The organism is Pseudomonas sp. W5-36 (assembly GCF_046540455.1).
GTDB classification, from domain to species: domain Bacteria; phylum Pseudomonadota; class Gammaproteobacteria; order Pseudomonadales; family Pseudomonadaceae; genus Aquipseudomonas; species Aquipseudomonas graminis_B.
Genome location: NZ_JAXCIQ010000006.1, coordinates 98261 through 120062, shown reverse-complemented (window position 1 = coordinate 120062; position 21802 = coordinate 98261). Strand labels below are relative to the sequence as shown.

At 53.8% G+C, this 21802-nt stretch carries 24 protein-coding genes and 3 pseudogenes; 9 read left to right on the top strand and 18 right to left on the bottom strand.

All coding sequences use genetic code 11. The features are described 5' to 3' along the window. Positions 1 to 29 precede the first annotated feature (29 nt). Positions 30 to 365 carry an IS66 family insertion sequence element accessory protein TnpB gene (tnpB, locus tag SLW74_RS13090; RefSeq protein ID WP_410929135.1) on the bottom strand — a complete coding sequence of 112 codons (336 nt, stop codon included), beginning with the start codon at positions 363 to 365 and terminating at the stop codon, positions 30 to 32. Then, positions 362 to 685, bottom strand: a complete 324-nt coding sequence (gene tnpA, locus SLW74_RS13085) for an IS66-like element accessory protein TnpA (protein ID WP_410929134.1) — start codon at positions 683 to 685, stop codon at positions 362 to 364. Before tnpA ends, tnpB (SLW74_RS13090) begins: the two co-directional genes overlap by 4 nt. A 269-nt stretch (positions 686 to 954) precedes the next feature. On the opposite strand from tnpA, the gene SLW74_RS13080 reads away from it, so the two are divergent. Then, positions 955 to 1194, top strand: a complete 240-nt coding sequence (locus tag SLW74_RS13080; RefSeq protein ID WP_410929133.1) for a hypothetical protein — start codon at positions 955 to 957, stop codon at positions 1192 to 1194. A gap of 645 nt (positions 1195 to 1839) precedes the next feature. On the opposite strand, the gene SLW74_RS13075 is transcribed toward SLW74_RS13080, so the two are convergent. Together SLW74_RS13075 and SLW74_RS13070 are read right to left on the bottom strand one after the other, a co-directional pair. After that, on the bottom strand, positions 1840 to 2208 hold the full coding sequence (locus tag SLW74_RS13075; RefSeq protein ID WP_410929132.1) for a histone-like nucleoid-structuring protein, MvaT/MvaU family: 369 nt from the start codon (positions 2206 to 2208) through the stop codon (positions 1840 to 1842). 148 nt (positions 2209 to 2356) lie between these two features. Continuing rightward, entirely contained in the window at positions 2357 to 3262 is a 906-nt protein-coding gene (locus tag SLW74_RS13070) for a LysR substrate-binding domain-containing protein (protein WP_410929131.1), read from the bottom strand. A gap of 92 nt (positions 3263 to 3354) precedes the next feature. Here SLW74_RS13070 and SLW74_RS13065 point away from each other — a divergent pair, with 92 nt between their 5' ends. Next, positions 3355 to 4311: a DMT family transporter gene (locus tag SLW74_RS13065; protein ID WP_410929130.1), complete on the top strand. Its 957-nt coding sequence runs from the start codon at positions 3355 to 3357 to the stop codon at positions 4309 to 4311. Positions 4312 to 4600: 289 nt separating this feature from the next. Here SLW74_RS13065 and SLW74_RS13060 read toward each other — a convergent pair whose 3' ends face one another. Next, a complete protein-coding gene (locus SLW74_RS13060) occupies positions 4601 to 5503 on the bottom strand; it encodes a DMT family transporter (protein ID WP_410929129.1) in 903 nt (300 codons plus the stop codon). Positions 5504 to 5632: 129 nt separating this feature from the next. Here SLW74_RS13060 and SLW74_RS13055 point away from each other — a divergent pair, with 129 nt between their 5' ends. Further along, a complete protein-coding gene (locus SLW74_RS13055; protein WP_410929128.1) occupies positions 5633 to 6073 on the top strand; it encodes an Lrp/AsnC family transcriptional regulator in 441 nt (146 codons plus the stop codon). A 197-nt stretch (positions 6074 to 6270) separates the two neighbouring features. On the opposite strand, the gene SLW74_RS13050 is transcribed toward SLW74_RS13055, so the two are convergent. Then, positions 6271 to 6918, bottom strand: coding sequence for a DUF3841 domain-containing protein (locus tag SLW74_RS13050; protein WP_410929127.1), 648 nt, complete (start codon positions 6916 to 6918; stop codon positions 6271 to 6273). 599 nt (positions 6919 to 7517) lie between these two features. On the opposite strand from SLW74_RS13050, the gene SLW74_RS13045 reads away from it, so the two are divergent. Continuing rightward, positions 7518 to 8585, top strand: a complete 1068-nt coding sequence (locus SLW74_RS13045) for a beta family protein (protein ID WP_410929126.1) — start codon at positions 7518 to 7520, stop codon at positions 8583 to 8585. Here the strand turns inward: SLW74_RS13045 and SLW74_RS13040 are convergent. Further along, complete coding sequence (locus SLW74_RS13040; RefSeq protein WP_410929125.1) at positions 8582 to 9148, bottom strand: sce7726 family protein; 567 nt, start codon at positions 9146 to 9148, stop codon at positions 8582 to 8584. The genes SLW74_RS13045 and SLW74_RS13040 overlap by 4 nt on opposite strands. 393 nt (positions 9149 to 9541) lie before the next feature. Further along, entirely contained in the window at positions 9542 to 10102 is a 561-nt protein-coding gene (locus SLW74_RS13035) for a hypothetical protein (RefSeq protein ID WP_410929124.1), read from the bottom strand. Positions 10103 to 10431: 329 nt separating this feature from the next. Between SLW74_RS13035 and SLW74_RS13030 the strand changes: the two genes are divergently transcribed. Further along, positions 10432 to 10797 carry a hypothetical protein gene (locus tag SLW74_RS13030; RefSeq protein WP_410929123.1) on the top strand — a complete coding sequence of 122 codons (366 nt, stop codon included), beginning with the start codon at positions 10432 to 10434 and terminating at the stop codon, positions 10795 to 10797. 16 nt (positions 10798 to 10813) lie between these two features. Here SLW74_RS13030 and tnpC read toward each other — a convergent pair whose 3' ends face one another. The 4 genes from tnpC to SLW74_RS13010 form a co-directional block, all read right to left on the bottom strand. Continuing rightward, positions 10814 to 12361, bottom strand: coding sequence for an IS66 family transposase (gene tnpC / locus SLW74_RS13025; protein WP_410929122.1), 1548 nt, complete (start codon positions 12359 to 12361; stop codon positions 10814 to 10816). Positions 12362 to 12423: 62 nt separating this feature from the next. After that, positions 12424 to 12759, bottom strand: a complete 336-nt coding sequence (gene tnpB / locus SLW74_RS13020; RefSeq protein ID WP_019578429.1) for an IS66 family insertion sequence element accessory protein TnpB — start codon at positions 12757 to 12759, stop codon at positions 12424 to 12426. After that, the gene (locus tag SLW74_RS13015; protein WP_410929121.1) at positions 12725 to 12910 is read right to left on the bottom strand and encodes a transposase; all 186 of its coding nucleotides are present in this window, start codon (positions 12908 to 12910) and stop codon (positions 12725 to 12727) included. Before SLW74_RS13015 ends, tnpB (SLW74_RS13020) begins: the two co-directional genes overlap by 35 nt. 394 nt (positions 12911 to 13304) lie before the next feature. Continuing rightward, positions 13305 to 13904: a hypothetical protein gene (locus SLW74_RS13010; protein WP_410929120.1), complete on the bottom strand. Its 600-nt coding sequence runs from the start codon at positions 13902 to 13904 to the stop codon at positions 13305 to 13307. A gap of 68 nt (positions 13905 to 13972) precedes the next feature. Between SLW74_RS13010 and SLW74_RS13005 the strand changes: the two genes are divergently transcribed. After that, positions 13973 to 15265 carry a hypothetical protein gene (locus SLW74_RS13005; protein ID WP_410929119.1) on the top strand — a complete coding sequence of 431 codons (1293 nt, stop codon included), beginning with the start codon at positions 13973 to 13975 and terminating at the stop codon, positions 15263 to 15265. A gap of 85 nt (positions 15266 to 15350) precedes the next feature. On the opposite strand, the pseudogene SLW74_RS13000 reads toward SLW74_RS13005, so the two are convergent. The 5 genes and pseudogenes from SLW74_RS13000 to SLW74_RS12980 all read right to left on the bottom strand — a co-directional run bounded on the left by SLW74_RS13000 (position 15351) and on the right by SLW74_RS12980 (position 18523). Further along, a pseudogene (locus tag SLW74_RS13000) lies at positions 15351 to 15678 on the bottom strand (low molecular weight protein tyrosine phosphatase family protein). Positions 15679 to 16456: 778 nt separating this feature from the next. After that, positions 16457 to 16720: a hypothetical protein gene (locus SLW74_RS12995; RefSeq protein WP_410929118.1), complete on the bottom strand. Its 264-nt coding sequence runs from the start codon at positions 16718 to 16720 to the stop codon at positions 16457 to 16459. Between the two features lie 329 nt (positions 16721 to 17049). Next, positions 17050 to 17205: pseudogene (locus SLW74_RS12990) on the bottom strand (GFA family protein); the annotation flags it as partial. A gap of 221 nt (positions 17206 to 17426) precedes the next feature. Further along, positions 17427 to 18065 carry a hypothetical protein gene (locus SLW74_RS12985; RefSeq protein ID WP_410929117.1) on the bottom strand — a complete coding sequence of 213 codons (639 nt, stop codon included), beginning with the start codon at positions 18063 to 18065 and terminating at the stop codon, positions 17427 to 17429. Between the two features lie 50 nt (positions 18066 to 18115). Continuing rightward, positions 18116 to 18523, bottom strand: a complete 408-nt coding sequence (locus tag SLW74_RS12980; RefSeq protein ID WP_410929116.1) for an ankyrin repeat domain-containing protein — start codon at positions 18521 to 18523, stop codon at positions 18116 to 18118. 363 nt (positions 18524 to 18886) lie between these two features. On the opposite strand from SLW74_RS12980, the gene SLW74_RS12975 reads away from it, so the two are divergent. Next, the gene (locus tag SLW74_RS12975) at positions 18887 to 19345 is read left to right on the top strand and encodes a GNAT family N-acetyltransferase (protein ID WP_410929115.1); all 459 of its coding nucleotides are present in this window, start codon (positions 18887 to 18889) and stop codon (positions 19343 to 19345) included. Positions 19346 to 19449: 104 nt separating this feature from the next. Here SLW74_RS12975 and SLW74_RS12970 read toward each other — a convergent pair whose 3' ends face one another. Next, positions 19450 to 20220 carry an ArsR/SmtB family transcription factor gene (locus tag SLW74_RS12970; RefSeq protein ID WP_410929114.1) on the bottom strand — a complete coding sequence of 257 codons (771 nt, stop codon included), beginning with the start codon at positions 20218 to 20220 and terminating at the stop codon, positions 19450 to 19452. Between the two features lie 74 nt (positions 20221 to 20294). Here SLW74_RS12970 and SLW74_RS12965 point away from each other — a divergent pair, with 74 nt between their 5' ends. Both SLW74_RS12965 and SLW74_RS12960 read left to right on the top strand, forming a co-directional pair. After that, entirely contained in the window at positions 20295 to 21455 is a 1161-nt protein-coding gene (locus tag SLW74_RS12965) for a cytochrome P450 (protein WP_410929113.1), read from the top strand. Then, positions 21452 to 21796, top strand: a pseudogene (locus SLW74_RS12960) (antibiotic biosynthesis monooxygenase family protein). The gene SLW74_RS12965 and the pseudogene SLW74_RS12960 overlap by 4 nt, the downstream one beginning before the upstream one ends. The last annotated feature ends 6 nt before the right edge of the window (positions 21797 to 21802 follow it).

Here is a 21802-nt window from a genome sequence, read left to right as displayed (position 1 = left end):
GGCAGTAGGCCAAGAGTCTAATTACAACTTTAAAGCAGTGTGATTGTGCCGGCAGCGCCAACACGCTGCCAAGGCAGACCTAATACCAAGGCCTCAAGTTGCTCGGTATCCAGCTCCATCTCGCAGCCTTGCCGAATGCCTGGCCAGTGGAATTTGCCTTGGTTCAACCGCCGTGCAGCCAGCCAAACACCAATCCCGTCATGAACCAGGACTTTCATTCGGTTAGCACGTCGATTGGCAAAGAGATAAGCACAGTGCGGCTTCGCCGCACCGAATATTGCAATCACTTTGGCCAACGCGGTCTCGGTACCGGCACGCATATCCATGGGCTCGGTCGCGAGCCAGATGGCATCAATGCGGATCACTTGGCAAGCTCGCGGACAAAACGAGCACACCCTTCAGGATCTGAAGATGGCCACGTCACAGTGAGTTTTTGCCGCCCGAAAGGAACCTCGATGTTGACCGACATCTGCTGATCGGGCTGGGTTGCGGGCGCAAGCTTCATCGGAACAAAAGCAGGCAAAGCCGGCGCCTGATGATCGCGATGAGTAGGTATCCACTTTCGAACCAGGTTGGCATTAATGCCGTGACGCAGGGCCACGCTGGCCATCGACACGCCAGGTTGCAGGCATTCTTGGACGATCTGGGCCTTAAAGGGTTTGGGATAAGAGGTTCTTTGGCGCATGGCAATCCTGATGATAGGGGCGATAGTGTCCACGTATTTTTAAGTGGACAACATCGCCCTTATCGCCGGTATCGGGTAGGTGACTTCGCCGGACGCTTACCACGAATCTGCAACCGGGTAATTAAAAATGCAACGAACGCCAAGCTTTCGAGCGCATCACACCCGAACTGCTCCAGCCATGGCAACTGGCCTGAGCTGATCCAGCTACGCGACTCTAGCAATGTTGTCCGAACCCTCGAACGCCCAGGCGCCCCTTTGTGGACAAACACATGCAAACCAATTCCCCGACTGCAGACCTCGTGAAAAGCATGACCGAGGTTGCCGAGACGCTGCATGACGCCTTCACCTCTCTGTTGAGCGCCTCAGTACGGCTAGCGGAGGTCGGGCAGGAGGAAGAAGCTCGGCGCCTAGTGGAGCTAGCCATGAACATCCAAAGCGCTGAAGACAAAATCCGTACTCACACGAAGGACGCGCGAGTGGGAAAGATCGTGAAGATCAATGTGCATTGACGCCCAATCCGAGCGGGCGAATGCCAGACCGTCAAATCTTCTACCGATTAGGAGTTGTACCCCTCGTTCGAGGGCACCTGTTCGAGCATCGACAGCGCACGCAGCTTAGGTGAGCATGAGGCTTATCACTGGCATAAGGGACGCCGAATATGGATAGCAATCAACGCATGATCGCATGGTCATCCGCTTGGGCATTGGTCGGTGGGCTGGTGGTGTGCACTGGGTGCATGCGGGGGCAATCTGTCTCGCTCTGTGAGGACGTATTCCCACACGAGCCAGGTTGCAAAGCTAAGGGCGAAGTTGCGGAGATGCCCTGGGCTGAGCTGCATCAGATCCTGGATTATGAGCGCGGCTGACCAATATAGCACTGGCGGACAAAAGCACCTTGTAGCAGCCGCTTGCTATTGAGGTTAAGCGCACGGGCGCTAGTTAGGGGGAGACCAACTCAGACAGAGATCGCGGGAGACTGGCCTTTTTTCGCTACCCATGCTCCCTCGCCCCACTGCGCTGAGAATGCGCTGAACTAAGCCGTTGTCCACGATCCGCTTATTTGGTCATGCTACAACAGGGCATTCAGGTGAGCTTGGCCCGCAATCAGAGACAGAAAAAAGCCGTCACTAGGACGGCTGATTTAAAACCACTGGCTTATTTAACCAGCCAAGTCTCGACTTCATCGCCAAACTGGCTCTTCCAGGCTTTGAGCAGTTTATGGTTGCCTCCCTTGGTTTCAACGACCTCGCCAGTCAAAGGATTTTTGTAAACTTTCAAATCGCGGGCCTTACGGGTCTTTTTCTCGGCAGCTGCTGGAGGAGACTTGCGACCACTGGCGGCCTGTGGATCGAGAATGCCAACAATTTCTCTCAAGCTGAAGCCGTATTCACCCAGCAGGCCACGCAGTTTGGTTTCAAACTCGATTTCTTTCTTCAAACCGCTGTCGTTTTTCAGCGTTTCTAGCTCGGCGAGCTGGGCTGCGAGCTGTTGTTCAAGTTTGCGAAATTCGGCGAGACGCGACATGTATAGCTCCAAGGATGTTAGGACTCACCGATGTTAGCCGTTCGCGTGTGAGCAGTCACTTGCTTAGTTTTGCAACGGTCGCGAGGCTAGCGCACTTGGTTGACCTCGATCACGCAGGGTTCCCAAGGTACGGATCGAAACTAGATTCTCAGCGCCAGGTGAGCAAATGCTCTTGAAGCCAGCCCAGTAACGCGTCCACTTCAATACGCTCATCTGCACCGCTTTCTTTATAAACAGAAATTGCATGCGGGAGATGAACGCTTTCTCCGCAAGGTCGCATCAAAGCCCCCTCTTGAATAAGCTTCCCGGCAGTTCGACGCCATCCTAATGCAATCCCATGCCCTGCGGCTGCCGCCTGAAGCATCAGCGGGTAGCTGTCAAACACAGTGCCTGTATGAGCTTCTATCGTAGTCCCAAACACCTGCAACCAGTCTTCCCAGGTCATGAAATCCGGGGAGGTGGGAGCGTAGTGTAAAAGAGTGTGCGAGCGGAGTTCTTCAAGGCTTAGTGTCTTGCTAGGCGCAAAGTAGCTCGGGCTACACACCGGGAAGACTTCGTCGGCAGCCGTAGAGACCAGAGTATGCGGGCCGTTCGCACGCCCAGTGCTTTGCAGGGCTATATCGAAGCGGTCATTGAACTCGGCAATAGGCCGCGTTGAGGTCACTACCTGCACTTCGATTTCCGGATATCGATCCTGGAACGCGGCAAGACGGGGCATCAGCCAATAAAAGGCTTCACATAACTGGCAAAGCAGGACAACACGATTTTTGCGATGTGATTTGCGAAGCGATACAGCACCGTCGCTGATACTTGCCAATGCCGCACTCACCACTCCCGCTAACTGTCTCCCCTCCTCTGTTAGAAAGACAGCTCGATTACGGCGGATAAACAGTTTTGCCCCAAGATCGCTTTCCAGCCCCCGAATCTGCCTGCTGATGGCCGCTTGAGTGATGTGCAATTCATCAGCGGCCTTCGAAAAGCTCTCCAGTCGAGCAGCCGCCTCGAACGGCAGCAAACTGGTCAACGGAGGCAATGTTTTCCTGAGCTTATTCATAATCAGCCGTTATGCATTCAGACCTGAAAGCTCGTTTTTAACACATTGCAGCAGAGGGCAAGATGCGCTGAACATATATCGGATCTCAGCTCATGGTCACCGACCGTTCAAATATCATCGCCGGAGTGACACTCGCCGTTTTCGCAACGCTGGCGTGGGCTCTTAACTTCATCGCTCCCTACGTCACTGGCGCCTACAGCATTTACGACCTTACGGTTTTACGATTTCTCATAGCGGGTGCAATTGGGGCAGTGGGGGTAACACTGTGTCGTGCCCAGCGGCGATCCTTACGACGCTCCCAGCAGGCAATCGCCGCAGCCCTGGGCGCAACGGGGTACTTGGGGTACAGCAGCTGCATAGCAGCAGGCGTTATCTACGGCGGCCCGGTACTGACGGCAGCGTTTGTAGGTTTCGTACCTGTTTTACTTGCCTTGTTCGCCAATGCAAAAGAGAAGACAGTGCGGTGGCGCCGTCTTGCCTTACCGCTCTCATTCATGCTGATTGGGCTCCTCTTTTCAACGATCAGCAGCATGAACCTGCCGAAGACAGGCGCGACCTCTTGGCAGGCGGGCTTTTTCTTCTCTGCCTTGGCAGTAACACTGTGGTTGGGCTTCAGTCTGCTGAATCAAAGCGCCGTGCGGAAGATTCCCCCTGCCGCGACGGGCATCTGGACGGGGCTAATGATGGTGGGTGCTGGCATGGGCGCCTTGTGCCTGATTCCGGTCATTCAAACGCTAGGCCTGTTTAAGCTCCCGAGTATCGGATTCAGTGTTCCCTTAGCGGGACATCTGTATGCCTGGGGCTTAGTCATTGCGCTAATGTCTTCGGTGATCGGCGCGTGGGCATGGAACGCTGCGACACGACGGCTCCCGATGGTGCTTTCGGGTCAGTTGATTTCGTTGGAATCTTTTTTTGCAGGTGTCCTCAGCTCGCTCTTTAACGGCAGGCTTCCAACGTCCGTAGAGACATCAGGGCTTATTGCGGTGCTCATAGGCGCAGGAATGGCGGTTCATAGCATCTTCAATGCAAATGATGTACGGGCTTCGTAGATGACTCCTCGCACTCTCAACAAAATGCGGCCGGAGAATGGTTACGTGTACCCTCTTCTCGGCGGTGTAAGGCGCAAGGGCGCGGTGTCGCTCCCAAGCTCAATCAGGAGCTGATTCTACCGAGCGCACTGCTTGCTCTATACAAGGGAGAGAGGGCAAGTTTGTTCGATATCTGCCAGCATCTTTCTCGCTATTAGTTTATGCGCTCAGTCACCTGCCACAGCATGTCGTGGAGAGGTTTTCCTAGCGTGAGCGCGGGGTGCAGCGTCTGGAGCATGCGCATGCGCAATTAAATCGACTCAGCCTTGACTCGGATCACTGAACGTAATCCCCTGCCACGCTGCATACCCGCTGCCGCGATCAAGATCGCACTTACACCAATCCATTGCATCATTCCCAGCCGGTGGCCGAACGCAATCCAGTCCACCAGGATGGCCGCCACCGGGTAGATGAAAGACAGTGCTCCCGTCAGCGTCGTCGGCAACTTTTGAATGGCCCCGTACAGCAATATGTACATCAAACCGGTGTGCACCACATCCAGAATCCCCAGCGCTGCCCAAGACGCTGGTGCTGCAGGCAGACTCTGCCAACTAATTGTGGGAGCCAGTAGTACGGCGCCGGTGATAACTTGAATGAGCGCAATCAAATGCGGTGGCACACCCTTTAAGCCCTTGATGATCAAGGCAGCTACGGCGTAAAGAAGTGCGGCGCCTGCCGCCAGCGCCACGCCACTGAGGTAATCGCCGGCACTGGTTTGCAGGTCACCGTGTGCACTGACAATGGCCAGCATTCCCAGGAATGCGACCGACAGCCAGGCAAGCTTCTGCAATGTCACCTTTTCCCCGAGGAACATAGCGGCCAGCACGACCAGAATAAAGGGTTGGATGTTATAGACCGCTGTCCCGATGGCGATCGAAGCTTTGCTGTACGACCTAAACAGCCGGAGCCAGTTACCGACGATAGCCACGCCACTGAGCACTGCCAATCCGAGCGTCTGCAGTGTAAAAATGCGAATGCTCAAGTAACCCATCGTCTTGCAGATGGCGGCTAAGGTCACTCCTCCAATGACACAGCGCCAAAAGACGACCTCGAAAAGCGGTACTTGGGATGCAAGCACAAACCAGCCGATCGTCCCGGAAATCAACATCGCGAAGACCATTTCCCATGTGCCGCGACGTACAGAATTGTCCATGATGTGCTCCTCAAGTAAGGACAAATTATGGCAAGCTGGATGTGACCGCTTCCATGCAAAAGAAAAGGCCAAAAGTCGTTTTGGCCTTTCTTTTCTAGGACAAATATCATTAAAACCTTAGAGCGAATAATGACTGACGCTATAGATCATTTACTCATCGCTGCCCTGATGAAAGACTCGCGCTTGTCTCTGAAGGCTCTCGCCAACGTCAGCGGCCTTTCTTCCCCAAGCGTTGCCGAGCGGCTGCGTCGCCTTGAAGAGCGCGGAGTCCTCAACGCTTACACCGTAGAAATTGACCCGAGGCAATTTGGTTACATGCTTCAGGCCATTGTGCGCATACGTCCGCTTCCCGGGCAGTTGCAGGAGGTCGAGCGGCAGATTCAATCTATTCCGGAGTTTACGGAATGCGACAAAGTTACCGGCGAGGACTGCTTCATCGCCAAGCTGCATGTACGCACGATGGATCAGCTAGACGCATTGCTTGATCGCCTGAACGCATATGCCGAGACCAACACAGCGATCGTCAAGAAGACGCCCGTAAAGCGCAGGTTGCCGCCTTTGAATGAATGAGTCGATTTTATCGAGTGGGTTCGCAGGGATTTTCCAGCGCAAGTGAACGCAGAGACGCTTGACGCAGATCAGTCGAGTGTCTACTGATGCGAAAGTGACCCACGCGCGATGCGTCGGTACCCGCGTCGACATGGGGTTAGGTAAAAGGACTTGGGCGGACGGCTTCAGAGCTTGACCACGCCTGATTGAGTTCAAGATTACGGGTAGGAGGTTAATGCAATCGGCTCGATCACAGCTGTCACGTATTCCAACCTCAGCGTCCAAAAACACCCCTGGATACTTTTGGTTTCAAACGGGCCCATGTCCACGACAGTTTGATCAAGCTCAAATACTGCTGACCACGAATGCTGCATCCGCTGCTGAAGCTGCACCGCAGCATCGGATCCCTCTCCTGCATTTTCCTTAGCCCGATCAAAATCTTGCTCATCAAGCTCCGATGACCAGACATACCACTTGTTAAGTACAAAATGCCAAAGGTCGAAGCACGACAGGACAACCTGTTCGGAGGGAACGGCGAGTTGAAGCACAACAGGATCTCTTAGGCCTTCCACGTCTTCAATGAAGGGCTCAGGATGGTTTTGACCACGGGTTATCCAACACCACCAAGGAGATAAGCCATGCGTCGGTGCAACTATCCCAGCGCTGGCCATCGAGTTCTTCATCCAGGCATATGCGTCCTGAAAGATTGGGTCATCGCAGGCGTCGCCGATGGGGCACGTGAGCTTTCCCTCAGCCTTCAACAGTTGCCAAGTCGAGCGCTCCATGACCGTCCAGCACATCACGCGACCGTTTTTGGAAAACTCCATCTGCCATTTTTGAATTGCGGATGTCAGCGACAAATGCATTTGGTTTAGCTCAAGAACCAATGAGGAGCTATTGCAGTGCACGGTGTCTTTGTCATAAGCCTCATAAATCCTCAAAACAGCGGCTATCCAAAATTTTAACTCGACCTCTAGACTGTACACCGGAACCTAAATCACAACGATCCGCGTATCTTGCCACAGCAGCGAAAACGAACAGCGAAAGAGAAACCACTTTGATGTGTGGATGCTCTACTCTCCATCCCCTAGCGAACCCGATGAGCCCCCCTCAACGGAGAGGCGGAACTCTCTATCTCGGGCCAAGGCTAGGAAGGATCTTTTACCGCTACGTGCCAGGGGCTGGTTACGAGTGATGCGCTAAGCAAGCATCAGCGCACACGCGGAGCAGGCTTTAAGCACCCACAAAAATACCGTCAAAGCGACTGGCCCTAAGATATTGAAGTGCTATCGTTCAGGCTCCCACCCGCTGCCTTGCTAGGAGCATGGGCAAGGCCCGGTGTCCGTGCAACATCCCTGATATGTTAAACATGTCGCGGCTGGTATTGGATGGGGGGTCTACAGTGCGCTGCGTGCCCAGCAGTGCTGGTTTAGTTGTCCATTACACATCATGCAGGGAGTGCAATATGCAGTACGTGGCTTGTTTACGCGTTGGTCAGAATGACGTTAAAGCTCTAATAAATCTAGAAGCCTCAAGGCGGGACGTCGTAGCGCCTTTATTAGACATGCGATGTGATGACGATAGGCACCTACAAACTTTCTTGGCAAATTGGACTGAACACCCCTTTTTCCTAGACGTTTCACGGGTAGCTAAGGATGTTGCTGAGCTCTTCATAACGAATAATGATTTGCATAATTCCAATGGCGCGTTTCAAAACAAACGGCAGTTTTTTGCAGATGTGGCAGCCATCAACCAGAAGCTGATACCGGTCGTATCCTGGGTTGATGATGACCCGCAGCGAGCGGTGATTCAAAGCGCGCTTGCTCTCCAAGGCAACTTTCAAAATATTGCCATTAGAGTTACTTGCCCAGGAGAACCCACCGCTACATCCTGGAACAGACTGTTGTCCATATTGGACGCACTTGAAAGTCCAGAGACCGCGACGGTTATTCTAGACTTCGGCGCAACCAGTCCGGCCAATACTGCATCGGGATCGGATTTCAATTTATCGCTAAGACATTTAAACAGCTACCGGGTCAGAAACTTGGTTCTCGCGAGCACTTCGTTCCCTATCGATAAACCGGCATCAAACAGCTCTCGTTCCTCAGCTTGTTACGATGTAGCGTGGCAATCAAGGGTTGATACAAGCGGCATAGAGTCGAACATAATCTATGGCGATTATGCGGCAACGAACCCTACCGCCCCGATGGAATATATTCGGGGCATGCCCGTGCTTCCTTTTGCCTGCTATTACACGCCAACGGAATGGTGGCAACGGCGCAAAGGCTCTGACAAAGAATTTGTGAGATACGTGGAAATTGCTCAGGAAATCAGAACTCTACCGGGTTATCACGGTGACGATTTCTGCTGGGCGACTCGTGAGTATTCCAGAATTGTCGCTACTTCCACCGGCTACGGAAACAACGGTACATGGAACGGGTACAGGATCAATCAACATATCTGCGCGATGATTCAGTCCATGCAATATGCTGATAATGATTTCGATGACCTTGATCCAGATGACTTGATCTAGCGGTATCGTAGCTTCAGGCACGCCAGCACGTGTGATCTGATGTCGCCTATAGGAAGTGCGTCGCTAAGCTGGCGGCGGACTTCCTTTATAAGGTCTCGACTCTTCGTTGGCACGCCATGCTTGTTGGCAAGCGCATCCAATTCATTGCGCCACAGAAAGCCCGTAAGGTGAAACTTGTCTTGATACTTGTTGGGCTTGGCTTTTCGAATCATCGCCATACCTGAATAATCATCAACGACGAGAACTCCAACGTGAGGAAGGCAAGATTCAAGTGCCTTCACCAAGTGTTTTGAGTGGCAGCATAGCCAGACCTCGTCAAAGCACGCCATGTAAGCCTCTTGCTGACCTTCCCATCGTGCAAGGGTGTCTGCGTGGGATTTGATCTCAAAGGCGGTGAGCTTTCCATTTGCATGAACGAGATCGGCGCGTCTTGCCTTATCGATGAAGCATAGCTCCTCGATGAAGACGTCACTTTCCTCGTGAGGCATCGCTTTCGCGACCCATTGCTTGAGAATTGGGCGGATTTCGGTCGGATTCAACATGCGCGGATTATAGACAGACAACAGAGGGTTCTCACGCTAAAAAAGCAGATAATTGTCGATCGCAAGCGAGCGGTCAAACACAGGCAGACTTGCTTTCAATCCATGCTTGGCAAGCGCGTACGCTGCACGACGTATGCAGCCAGTGAGTGGTAATGCAGTGCCCTCGGTGCTCGTAGATATGCGCAACGGCAACGTCGCAGCGTGACCGCATGGGTGCCCATTCAACGTCCATCGCCTTCATCTAAAAGCCGGAAACCAATTGAAGGCTTGCTGGCCGTAGGCTTCGATATTACGAACGGTATGACACGACCGATAGAGGGCGGTGCTGCGACAGCTGCAGCCAACCCTACTGCGACCGCAAGAAGTAATTTTGGGCAAGGTGATCAGGCTAATCCCGATAGAGCAATCCGAGTATTAGTGTTGGATGCTGCAAACTTCCCGTTTGATGCCTTTAAGTACACGCCTCCGAATCAGCCCACTTACGGGGCGGATCAGGTACCAGTACGGGCGAAATTGGCGCAAGGCGCCAGCATCAAGGCACTGCACACGTGTTTCCGTGACAAGTCGGGTGAGCCCGTCCCCAAGTTCAGTGGCGCTAAATCCGAGTACCAGACGTGCCGCGCCGGGCTGTTCGAAACGCATAAAAGTTTCTGCGTCAGGCACGGTTTCTTGCCCGTAGTCTAGCTTCCAGAAGCGACCCGCCAGACCTAATGCGAGAGCTTTATCAGGAATGGTTCCAAGGTCGGTAAAGTTTCCAAGGCTGAATGGCGGACGATTGCGAGCTGGCGCATCACCTAGCATCCAAATTAACCGCTGCGGCATCTCGCGCAGCAGGGTCATCGCCCGAACAAAGCGATCCTGGGTACTATCGTATCTTTCGACAGCAGCCATAATCTCGGCAGCCGTAGCGCGAATATCGAGGGTGTGACGCTCACGAAAATGGTAGTGAGGGAGGTAAATATCGAGCAGTTCCATTGCGCTTACCTGCGGTGTTCAACGATTTCAACTCTAGCCATCACGGCAATCGACACGCAAGGACTATTTCGACACTGGTATACCTGCGCTCTTTGCTTCCTTAACGGGCGGCACGACCCGGCCTGCAAATACACCTCTTGACCTTCTCATATGTAAACCGAGACATGCGAGGGTCGAGCGGTAAGCGGGCGGTGAACACATCTTGCTTTTTATCGTCGTGAGTTGCGGCTCCGGGGTAGGCAAGCAGACCACTCTTCAGGCACGAGAAAATGGCTTAAGATCATCGAAGACTGTAATGGAACATCTCGACTAAAAGGACGCGACATTTTATGGAAATCCCCCTTGCTCAAATCAGGGAGCGTTTGAACAATCGCCGATTTTCGGTAGCGGGTAACGCCCACGGGCTATCCGGTGCCGGCACAGTATTTCACTACCATGTCGAAGAAGATTCCATTTGGGGTACTTACCAAGGTGGCCGGATCCGCATGGGTCATCAAGTCGGACGCGTGACTAGCCCCGATACCATTGAGCTTCTTTATCATTGCTTAACTACGGATGGTGAAATTCTTGCTGGCTGGTCTCGTGGCACGGTAGGCGTTGATCACGCAGGACGTACCACTCTGTTGTTCGTATGGGGTTGGTTGTCGGGCGCGACTGGAGGTGGGGAGTCTAGCTACGTTGAGCTTGCCGCGTAGCGGTTAAGCTTTTCGATTACGCTCGCGTCCATCTGTGCGGTAGCAACTCGGAAATCTCACTGGCCTGCTGCGTCGGCAGGCGCGTGAGGACGTCCTTCAAATAGGCATACGGATCATGCCCGTTGAGCCGCGCCGACTGGATCAAGCTCATGATCGCCGCCGCCCGTTTTCCGCTGCGTAGCGATCCGGCGAAGAGCCAGTTCTTGCGGCCAAGAGCCCATGGTCGGATGTGATTCTCTGCCCAATTATTATCAATGGGTACGGCCCCGTCATTGAGGTAGCGTGAAAGCGCTGCCCAGCGTTTCAGGCTGTAATCGAGTGCTCTGCTGATAGCCGAGCCTTCGGGCACAAGATCACGCTGGGCGATCATCCAAGCATGCAGCCTATCCATCACGGGTACGGCTTTTTCTTGCCGTATTCGGCATCGTAAATCCGGCTCCAGGTCGCGCACTTCGCTCTCGATTTCATACAGCAACTGGATGTAACGCAGAGCCTGCTCGGCGAGCTGGCTTTTGTTCGTGGCGTGCAGGTCGAAGAACTTGCGCCGCGCATGGGCCATGCAGCCGATTTCGGTAACACCAAGTTCGAAGCTGGCTTTGTAGCCGCCAGAATCATCGCAGACCAACTTACCTTTCCAGCCTTGCAGGAAGTTGCGAGCATGCTCACCGGCGCGGCTGGCGCTGAAGTCGTAGACGACAGCGGCTGTTTCGCAGAATTGGCTCGTGGCGTAAGCCCAAACATAAGAACGGTGGGTTTTCTTCGAGCCCGGAGCAAGCATTTGCACGGGTGTTTCATCCGCGTGCACGACCTGCTGCCCGATCACGACGTCACGCAGGGCATCGATCAGGGGCTGCAACTGCACGCCCGTAACGCCCACCCATTGAGCTAAAGTCGAGCGTGGAATCGCCAAGCCGGCGCGACCAAAAATCGATTCCTGACGGTAAAGCGGAAGATGATCAGCGAACTTCGCGATCATGAGGTGGGCAAGTAATCCGGCAGTCGGGATGCCCTTGTCGATGACCTGCGCCGGTACGGGTGCCTGGATCAGCGTTTCGCAATCATCGCAAACCCACTTGCCACGAATATGGCGTTCAACGGTAAACACGCCCGGCATGTAGTCCAGCTTTTCGCTGACATCTTCACCGATGCGCTTGAGTGCGCAGCCGCATAGGCAGTGGGTGTTGTCCGGTTCGTGGTGGATCAACGTTCGTGGGAACTCTGACGGCAATGCCGTGCGCTTGGGCTTTTGTTTTTTCTCGGTCGCCGCTGGCGCTATTTGCAAGGCTTGAAGCTCGGCCTCAATCGCCGCGATATCGGTATCGATCAGGTCATCAAGCAGGCTGGCCTGCTCAGGATTCATCTGCTCGCTGCGCTTGGCAAACTTCAAGCGCTTGAGTTGTGCGATCTCGTGGGTCAGCTTCTCGATCACCGTTTGATCGCGGTTGATCTTCTTGCCCAGCGCTTCGACCGTCTTGCCCATGGTCTCGACCTGCGACAGCAACTGCGCAGCGAATGCACGCAGTTGATCGGGGGTCATTTGATCGAGATTAGGCGAGGAAGTCATGCCGTGGATTTTACCAAAGCAGATCGCCTGCGGCAGTAGGACAAGGCGCTAATTACAGCTTCTTAAAGCAGTGTGATTGCACCGCCTGCACCAACGCGTTGCCAAGGTAGACCGAGCACCAAGGCCTGAAGTTGCTCGTTATCCAGCTCCATTTCGCAGCCTTGTCGAATGCCAGGCCAATGAAACCCGCCTTGGTTCAATCGACGTGCAGCCAGCCAAACGCCAATGCCGTCATGTACCAGCACTTTCATGCGAGTAGCGCGGCGATTGGCAAACAGATAAGCGCAGTGCGGCTTCGCCGCACCGAACACCCCAATCACTCTGGCCAGCGCAGTTTCAGTGCCTGCACGCATGTCCATGGGCTCAGTGGCGAGCCAGATGGCGTCGATGCGAATCATTGCGTGAGCCCACGGACAAAGCGGGCGCATCCTTCAGGATCAGAAGTTGGCCATGACTGATGGCGACACCGGAGATGGTCGCGCCTGGTTGCAGACATTCCTGAACAACCTGGGCTTTGAACGATTTGGGATAAGAGCTTCGTTGGCGCATGGAATTCCTGACGTTAAGGGCGATAGCGTCCGCTTAAAATACGCGGAAACCATCGTCCTTAATGCTGGAGTTCGGAAGGCGTGTTCGCCGGCCCCTTACAGTCAACCTATCTCCCAAAGTGAACAAGCGTTTATTCATGAGCCAGGATGCAAGGCTAAAGACGCTGTAGAACCGCTACCTTGGGCCGGGCTGCACCAGATCCTAGATTGTGAGCGTGGCTGATCGAGATGGGTGCCTGTAGCCGAAAAAAGTCCGTCAATCAGCCAAAGCTCATACCCGAATGGCTGCGATATATCTAACCCGATCTCATTCTTGACACTTGCGAGGTATCTTGTTGAAGATGCGTCCGGCAAGCCGAACCCTCACCGTTAAAAAACCTGCGACATCCCACCCTCTACTTTTCCGGGCACGGATTGAAAACCTCTGTAGCAGCAATGGTGGTTACGATAGTAATTTTGGTGCCTGGAATGGTCGAGACGAGAGAATTAATCTTTCCATTTTCGCGAACGTAGTCTCTGTCTGAGTTTATGCGGCTCATCTGGCTCTGACCGGCGAGGTAATCCAAAAAACGGATCTTGGTGGAGGTGTCAAACTGCCCGTTGTCAGTTAGTGGAATGATCTGCGTAGCTAATTCACGGGTAAAGACAAAAAAGCTGGCTGGAGCGTCGCGGTCGCGAAAGACTTTGATGCACTGCACGTCAGTTGTTTTCAACGTCATGAACCGCTCGTAGATGCCCTCGGAATACGTGCTCAGTATCAAGCCATCCCCTGAAAGAACCCCCAGACCTTGAACCGCGTGACACTGCCCATCGCCTCCACTTCCAGAGCCATATGGTAAATAGCACCAATTAGTCCGAGCCAGGGCCTGAACTGATCCGTGCACCAACTGCAGATCACGCTCAATTTGACGGAGAGCCTCAGGCGTCTGGTAGGGAATGCTGCATCCTGCAAGGGCCCAGAAGAGTGGTAGGTAGAACAGACGGACTAGAGGCATCAGTTTTTCATTTTAACGAAATCATTCGCCATTTTAATCACAACAGGGTCAGGACAACGAACGCATGCATGACCTGGCGTCTTGAACCAGCAAGGTGCTGGTTGGTGCAACGGAAGCAGAAACAACTCGTTCAGATCTACACTGAGGCTCCAAATCCTCGGGGCAAACTTATGTACAAGGTGGTCAGTTTCACTACCCTAGAGCTGTTCGACAAGGTGTGGGAAACGCCTGTGTTGAAGCTTGCCCAAGAGATCGGCGTATCAGACGTAGGCCTATCGAAAGCTTGTCGTAAGGCGGGTATTCCCCTCCCGTCTCGGGGGTACTGGGCCAAACAGCTTGCGAAACGCCCACCCAAGCCCAAGCCTCCAGTAGACGCCGGGGTGATTAGCTTCAAAGTGCTGGATAGGACGTCCCTTCCCGCTCAAAAAACAGTGGCTAAACAAATTGGCCCGCCCGCCGTTCTACCAGCCTTCCCTCGAACGTTGAAAGATCCTCATCCACTGGTCGAGAAATGGCTGAAGCACGTTCAGTCCGCTAAAACCCATGAGGGCCATTTAGCTATTGAGAAAATGCACGTGCTGGACACCCGAATCTCAGCAGCGCAGGTTGATCGCTCAGCGCTTATCCTCGATACGCTCATCAAAGCAAGCGAAGCACTGGGGCATAGATGGACGATTGGAACTCATGACAAGACCACAGTCCAAATTGGAACGGAGAAACTCACACTTCAGCTCAGAGAGCGGCTGACCAAACTTGCCCTCCCTCCCCCACCTCCGATCCCGCGCAGACGAGGCGCCCCTTGGACACCCAACTTCTCATCGTGGCGAGCTCCTCAGTTTGAATGGATGCCGACAGGCGACCTGAGCCTGCAAGTAGAAGCGGATACCTTGTCCGGTACGCGCAAGAACTGGGCTGACACCAAGACGAAAACGCTTGAGGAAAGGCTCGGCAGCATCGTCGAGGGACTCCCCATAATCGCCGAATCGATCAAAGCCGCGCGGATCAGGCGTGAGGAACAACAACGTGCACGTCGTATCGAGGAAGAATTGCGCCTGCAGCGGGTGAGAGACGACGAAAGTCAGCGGCGGTTACGCCTAGAGCTGGTAAGCAACTTGGAGCGCTGGCAGCGCTCAGTTCAGCTTCGAGCGTTCATCGAAGCCACCTGTAAGGCGAATGCTGTCAGCCCAGCGCATGTCCAAGAGCAAACGGCCTTGTGGGCAGCGTGGGCCACGGCGCAGGCAGACCAGCTTGATCCCATCCAGGCCGACACCGGATCAGTGATAAACCTGACTGCTACGGTCGAGGACTGGTTTACCGGCCACAGCATCATGCGTGGAGAGAAAGATTGGTGGGCTGAATAACCCTAGGAAAAAAACCCCTATCGAAGCAGTCTATCCGACGCTGGAAATACGTCACTGCTGACAGATCGCAACTTCCGGGAAGCTCCTACTGCTCAAGGTATTCATTCACCGCGCTCTCCAGCAAATCCACTAGCTCGGGATCCATGTACTGAAAATCGTCCGGGATCTCAAGAACGTGCACGAGCTTGTGTTCAAGGAGGCGAGGCGTATTCTGCTCGAAGCCGCTGCAGGTGCTTAGGTTCCATGACGAAAACCACGTCCGCCCAACGAATGTCTGCAGGCCCAACTGATTTTCGTGCACTGGGACTGGTACCGGCCGAACGCACGTTAAAGCCAGGTCGACGGCGCCACATCGCTTCCGCTGTAGGGCTTCGCCACTGGTTCCGACTGCAAATGAACAGCAGGTTGGTCATCGATGATCCTGAACGTTGAGAGTGGTAGCGGGGTTGTAAATCATGCACCGAGCCAGAGTAGCGGCTCTTGTGGCTCACCTGCGCGGCTGCCAATCGACCTAGCTTGTGGATGAGGCTAACTAGATACCCTACAGCTTGCCCGTAGGTCGCAAAAAAACTGTGTCAGATCGTTGGCCGTCTCTCTACTCTTTGCAGTGGCCGCGCTTTTTTTGATGCTTGGTGCAGTAATTTTTGTCTTCCCCATGCAGCCATTTGTCTTGCTGCTCTTTTTCCCAAGGCGACAGACAGGAGTTGAAACCGCGTCCCCACCTTTGCCAGTACCGCCCTTGAAGAAGAGCCCGGTCGTCAGCATCCCGCGCCTCATATCCGGAACCCTGCTCACGAGCTCCGCACCCGCTTCGAAAGCCCTCCCCATAAGCCCCGGTCAGAGGAACTGTCTGAAACCAAGCGCACCCAGTCAGACACAACATCACAGACATGACAATCCTGATACCGAGGAACCGTTTAGTCACAAAGCACTTCCCGGGGAGCGAGAGACGTAAACGTTGAGATTTACGAATGAGATCAAAATGATAGCAATTTTTTCGCCGAGAGCTCTGCGCTATCGGATATTTGATGTCGGATAAGGAGAAGGTAAAGAGCTGTCGCCGCAGCGGCCTTGTGCCCCATCTCTCATCGTTGAACTTGCACCGAGGGACGAGAGCTGAATCGCTGGCCGTATCGGCCAAGGCTCAGCTCGCATAGTATTGCAGACCATGCTAACAGCAGGTAAATGCCATCAGACCATTTGGCGCGCGCGGTCGTTGTCGTATGCCTGCTGCGCCAGTTGCTCAAGATGTGTATTCAAGCGCGTCTCCATCTTCTTATAGCATTTGAAATCTACTGTGTACCGGTAGACCAAATATCCCAGACCTTCCCTGCCTACGTAGCCACCGCCACCAGATGAAGACAGATACGTTTCACTCCGTTTTTCACTGCCGATTACCTCCCCCACCAACGAAGTAAATTCAACAGTTTTCTCGCCATGCGTGAAGTTTTGCATTTTCATTCCTTGGGAGTTACACGCCTGTGGCGTAACTGAACACATGCTACTAATAGGCCACTATCCACATCAAGCGTTTTTAGCTGCAGAGCTGCTCCATCAAGCGGTAGGTAACGATCAAGAATTGTCTGATACATGTCTTGGCTGATGCCCCAGTGGAAACGATGCTGAGCGTCAAATACTTTCCACCAGTCCGATGCAAGCCCAAGTCCAACGGAAGTTGCCTTCTTGATTACCTTGCTGCTTAGAGAGGGTGCATCCACTGTGCGGGCCAAGTGATCGGCGTCGACGGCGGAGGACGTCTAGGAGGCAGATAACGACTCAAGCAATCAGTCCTGGCGACATGGGCTAGATGGCGTATACCAAGGGACTGCTGATTCGACATGAACGTGCTTCTGCTGTTGAATCAGGAAAGGCGTATTAAGCGTGCCCAGCGCTATTGAGACCCAATCGGCAAACTCGCCTTGTGATCGTGACCAGAACAAGAACCACACTGCGAATGGGGATTTGAAAGCAGGGCTGGCCGGATGCGGTTTTATGCAGTACTTCGTAGTTCGGAAGGAACTCCTACGCGATGAAAATCTACATCCGACGCAACAGCATCGAAGGCGTGTTAGACAGACGTTTATCTTGGAAAAGCCGTGCTTCGACGCTTTACCACCAAGGCAGCGTCGCAACGAGGAAGGAAACACGGTCTCGCCCACGGTTAGCGGTTATAGGAAGGCGTATTTAACGGCATTGGCTGCGGGTTGGCGATGACCCACCATACGGCCAGTTCACAGAGGCGATCGCTGTACCCTGCGGGATCGGTACCGTTTTTTAGTGCAGCAGCGAGCGTGCGGGCGTCGGCCAGTTCCAGGTCACTTAAGGGCACGGCACTGCCTAAATGCTCCAAAAGCGCTTTTAGCATTTTTTTGAAATCCGCGTCCCAGTTGGCCGAGCCATTGTCGTTGATCTCTATCGAGATACGGCCACTGATGCGGATCACTTCACCTTGCACCGTTGTCGCTGCTCCAGAGGATGGCAGCAGCAGTTTCCACAATTGCTGATGCTGGGCAGGCCAGTCAGCTGGTGTCACGACTATCGTAGCCTGACCGTCATGGATGTTGCGCGCGGCAACTGGAGTTACATTGAAAAGGCGATAGAGAGTGGTAAGGGCTGCATCGGTTGCCACTAGGTAATCTGGGTTGAAGCCGGCTCGGTGAAATTCGAATCCACGGCCGATACGCTCCACCTCCGACCGCATAGCGGCTTCGACTTGCGAACCTGCCTCCAACAATATCTGAGCGATTTCCGCAGTGGCATTAATGTCGGCGTTGGACGTGGTCAGCAGTGCAAGGTGCAACAGGCTGTATCCCTGGCGATTTCTAACCTCTCTATTGGCGCCTCGGCGGATCAGGGCAGCGATTGCGTCGGCCTTGTGACTTTTGATCGCCGCTTGCAGCGGTGTGTCGCTCTGATATCCTGAGCCTCGATATCGGCCCCTAGATCCAGCAGCAGATCGACACCTCCTTTCCAACTCGAACTACGATGGTGCAAGGCTGTTCGCTGATCCTGGTCGCGGGCATCAACGTCTGCGCCCTGCTCCACCAGCCAGCGAACCAGATCATCGGGGCAATTATAAAAACCAAGCGCGGTGCTTTTGCTGTAGCCACCGGTGGCTTCGAGGTCGCACACATCGAACACTGCGATCAACTCGGCAAACCGAGCGTGCTCCAACAGTTGATCGAAATCCTTCGGAAGTGTCTTTCTTTTACGCTTGCTCATTAAAGCAGTCATCATCCTGATAAAAAGGTTTTTCATTATAGACCTACTGGGTTTTTGGTCACAGCTAGGTGAGTTCAGCGGACGTTTACGGCACGCTCAACTAAGGTATTAGTCATGCAGCCCTGAGCCCCGCGAGGTTCCCGGATGTTTGCTTAAAATACAGCCCCGACCAGGCATCAGTGACCAGCCGCATCTGCTTGTTGATAGGCTAGGCTTGTTGAACAAATAACCAGTGATATCACCCGTCTGGCTAGCACGACTTTTTGTAAGCTCGGCATCGCTAAACCGCTGAGCGATGGCTTGAATTGCAATAATTACGTTGCGTTAGCCGTGGATACCGACGCAGCACGCGAGTGTGCATCAGACGCTACAAACCTGCTCGTTTCAAGGATCAATAATATGCTCAGGACGGTCTTGCTTCACGATCACATGGACTATAGCGACACATTTGCAGCGTGGCTGCATGAACAGTTCGCGTATGAATTCGCTACCCAGGGGCTCCATGATTGGCAAAGAGAATTCAAAGATGGCCAGAACGACGGCAACTGGCAAACCGTGATCGCTCTGGAAAATGGTCAGCTCCTCGGAGGGGGCGCCCTGGCCAACCACGACTCGCCCGATTACCCAGAACTCGGGCCGTGGCTTGCGTGTGTCCTTGTTGCACCGTCGGCAAGGCAGCGTGGCTTGGCCGAACAACTCATCACAGAGGTCTGCGCTACAGCAGTAGAAATCGGACATCAGAAACTGTATTTGCACACACATGACCGACGTGACTATTACGCAAAGCGAGGATGGGAGTATCTAGAGTCATTTCGTGCTTGGGGCAAAGAGCATTCGCTAATGCAGCGCCGGCTTTAGGCCTGCCCTGTAGGTAAGCGTCCCGCTCATACACGTTGATTTTAGATATGGCACGCGAAGCAGTGCCCGCTTCTTGATAGATGCTTAGCTGAAGGGATTAGTAATTATCGTGCCGGCAAAGCCGGCTCGGCGGGACGTGTCGCATTCCGCACTACTGATCTCTCCATCTCTTTGTTTTCCAGCATGATCCTGAATCGGCCAGACAGCTCCTTTCGTCCCTTGGATGTCAATGCGAGTGCACGACTATCAAGGTCTTGGATAACCCACTTGCGGCTTATGACCGTCTGTAGAAAAGCCGCTCCGAGTGCTCCGGCAAGATGAGGGCGCCGCATGCTCCAGTCCAGGCAGGAGCACGCGAAACGACGCCGTTGTGCCCTTACTTCTTCTATGTCGATACCGAGATCGGTCATGGCTTTTTCGCCGCTCATCGTGAGCTGATACATACGCTCCCCAGAAACCGGCACGGTTAACCAGCCTGACTCCATGAAATGGTCATGCAGTTGTACAGCCAGTGTTCCTGCCATGTGGTCATAACAGGTACGCGCGAACTGCAATCGGGTTGGGGTCGTGGACACATATCGTGTATCTGCGTTTTGGCTGATCACCATGAGGGCCTCAATAGCCTGGGCCACTTGCGCGTCAGCCAGACTGTAGTAGCGATGCCTGCCCTGCGTGTGCAACCTTACCAATCCGTCCTCTTTTAGTCTTGTCAAATGAGCGCTCGCCGTGGATGCACTCACGTCGGCGATGACGGCCATTTCGGTACTGGTACGGGCGTGGCCGTCCATCAGCGAACAAAGCATTTTCGTCCTCGCTGGTTCGGCAATAGCGCCGGCTATCCGAGAAATCGCGGTGTCATTGCTTCGAGCATCCATATTTCGTTCCTGAGCGAATCGTCACCATGGAGGATGTTCGATAGTAGCCGTTCTTTGTGAACAGGACTTCCGGAATGACGCCTTTTGAAGCAGCTACCCATACTGATCCTTACGTTTATTACTCAGGTCTCAGGCGACAAAACGGCCTGCTATTCGATGCAGACCTTCGTTTATGGATTGCAAGTAGTGCCAAAGCCGTCGAAGCCATTCTGGGGCATCCCGACTGTAGGGTGCGTCCGCTAAACGAGCCGATTCCTCCCGCGATTGCGCAAGGCGTGGCAGGAATGATTTTCGGTCGTTTGATGCGCATGAACGAGGGCCCGCATCACCTGTACCCCAGGATGGCTGTCGAACCTGCCTTGGCCTCTGTCGAGACAGATTGCATCGCAGACATCGTGTCACGTGTGGTCGAGACCCTCGATAACCCGGTCGAAAATCTAGATGAGTTGATGTTCACGTTACCGGTTTCCGTTATTGCCGCCTTGATAGGCCTTCCATCCAGCCGGCTACAGGAAGTAGCGAGGCTGACACGGGATTTTGTCGCCTGCCTGTCGCCGTTAAGCAACGAAATTCAACTCGGTGAAGCTAATTCCGGGGCCACTCGACTTAGTCAATTATTCAGCGCGCTGCTGAGTAATGACGATGAAAGTAGCCGCTTCTTGAGCCATATCTGGAGCGGATGCGAAGCCACCGCCTGGAGAGATCATGATGCATTGATCGCTAACCTGATCGGCCTGTTGTCACAGACCTGCGAAGCCACCGCAGGCCTGATCGGCAATACCCTTGTATCGCTCCATCGTAACCCTGATCTGATTAAAGACATGCAACCTACGCAGATGCTCGTTGCAGACTTGGTGGAAGAGGTAGCGCGCTACGACTCGCCCGTGCAAAACACCCGGCGATTCGTTGCGAAGCGATGCACTATCGGGGGCAGCGTCTTGGAGGCGGGTGATACCGTTCTAGTGTTGCTCGCTTCAGCCAATAGGGATCCCTACGCGAACCCAGACCCCGATAGACTCTTGGTCAAACGAACGCAACGACGAACCTTCAGCTTCGGCTCAGGAAGACATCACTGTCCAGGCCAGCAACTTGCGTTGACTATCGCCTCTGAGGCGATTTTGGCATGGCTGCATCGACAACCAGCCTCATCTGCTCGTCCTTACCGGTGGAGTTATTTGCCCTCCCTTAATGGTCGCATCCCTCATTTTTATAGTGATCGCGAAATTCAGCAATGATCGCAGTTATCTTTGAAGCATGGCCTCATGAGGAGCAATACCAGCGGTATCTTGACCTTGCCGTTTAACTGAAACCATTGCTAGCAGAGCTGGATGGTTTCATCTCAGTTGAGCGTTTCCAAAGCCTAAGTGAGCCAGGAAAGGTTCTCTCACTGTCATTTTGGCGTGACGAGGAAGCTATTAAGCGGTGGCGCGGCCTTGAGCTACATCGTTCGGCCCAATTAGCAGGCCGTAGGCAGGTTTTCGATGACTATCACCTGCGCATCGCCCAAGTAGTTCGAGATTATAGTCTTGAGGATCGTGATCAAGCGCCGAGCGATAGCAAACAAGCTCATCAATGAAAGAAC